The 1,454-nt window shown below is 39.3% G+C and carries 1 protein-coding gene and 1 pseudogene; one reads left to right on the forward strand and one right to left on the reverse strand.

The window, feature by feature from the left end; all coding sequences use genetic code 11:
- Positions 1–395: pseudogene (locus tag LKK83_RS01190) on the reverse strand (IS4 family transposase); the annotation flags it as partial.
- 122 nt (positions 396–517) lie between these two features.
- Between LKK83_RS01190 and LKK83_RS01195 the strand changes: the two are divergent.
- A complete protein-coding gene (locus LKK83_RS01195) occupies positions 518–1,384 on the forward strand; it encodes a transposase (RefSeq protein WP_324628912.1) in 867 nt (288 codons plus the stop codon).
- The last annotated feature ends 70 nt before the right edge of the window (positions 1,385–1,454 follow it).

The following is a 1,454-nucleotide window of genomic DNA, read 5'->3' on the forward strand; positions in this document are numbered from 1 at the left end:
CGTTCATTGTCTGTTCCTGCAAATAGCTTTACTTGATGATATTCCTGTTGCCATAATAATTTACTGGTCAAAGTAACTCTTGTAGAATCAAGAAGAAATAAAATCAGCTTATCTTTTCCTTTCTTTCTCTTGACGTCGCCTTTTATCTGATTGAATAAATTTTCAAATATCGCAAGATTTCTCCTCTTGCTTGCTTTTGAAAAAGTGGAAATATCTAGAGGGATATTTCGGCTATTTAATCGAGAGAATAGCGAAGTCATTGTATCGAGACTTTGGTCAAAACTAAAGCCTAACCAGCAGGATACAAATGTAAAAGTATCCAATACAGGGTAATCATTTTGGGGCAGTTCAAAAAGATAACGTTTTACAACTTTTGGAAAGTTGGAAAATGTCATTGCAGTTAGAATATCCAAGTTCAATCGTCTTTTTATTATAATTTATTATCAAATTTATTGCAACTATTTTCTATCATTCAACGCTTACGATACTAAACAGCTTAGATTCTGTAGAAGAATGGATGCAACAGCAGCCGTTATCTGAAGGACTAGAAGTAGCAGAAGAGACTCTTCATGTCGCCGGATTGATTGAATCCCAAAATGTGAAAGTAGATTTTGTGGGAATTCCAAGTTTGACCAAAGGAGTTGCCAAAGATAGACGTATTTCTATTGAAGATCCAGATATGCAGCATGGACGAAAAAGCCGTTCTCAAAAAATAGAAGGTTATAAACGTCACATTCTTAAAGATTTAGATATAGGGGTCGTTAGGGCTGTGGCTGTGACCCGTGCTAATACCCCAGAAGCGGCTGCTACTGTTGACTTGGAAATTGACTTAAAAAACCAACAATTTCAGTTGACTGAACTCCATATTGACCGCGCTTATTTATCAAGTCATTGGGTAAAGGAACGAAATGAAGAATTACAGATATTTTGTAAGGCGTGGCCGGTCAGAAACTCAGGACGATTTGATAAAAACGCTTTTGTTTTTGACTGGGATAAGAAATTAATGAGTTGCCCAAATCAAGTTATGATGCCGTTTGAACCCGGTAAAGTGGTTCATTTTCCTGACTCAGGAGTGTGCGGCTTGTCCACTCCGAGAATTGGTACGAAAAGTAAGAATGGCCGCAGGGTTTCAATCCATATAGATGAAGCATTAATGCAAGAGTTGCGATCGCGCCAATCTACTTCTGTTGGTCGCGCACAACTAAGGGAGAGAACCTCGGTAGAACACTCTCTAGCTCATATCGGACAGTGGCAGGACAAACGTGCCCGTTATATTGGACAGCGCAAAAACCTCTTCGATCTGCGACGAGTGGCGGTTGTCCATAATCTTCATGTTATTGCTCGAATGAATGAGGTTTTACCAATACAACAGGCAGCACTTTGATACTCCCTACGGATAAATCCGAGGGATTCTTAAAGAGTCCAAAGTCGGACTTTTAAAGGCGCTTTTCCCC

This window comes from Phormidium sp. CCY1219 (assembly GCF_035615515.1).
In the GTDB taxonomy this organism is placed as follows: Bacteria; Cyanobacteriota; Cyanobacteriia; order Cyanobacteriales; family Laspinemataceae; genus CCY1219.

Bases quoted from the DNA above. Each gene is read 5' to 3' on its own strand.
- LKK83_RS01195 (WP_324628912.1), top strand. From the start codon at position 518: ATGCAACAGCAGCCGTTATCTGAAGGACTAGAAGTAGCAGAAGAGACT.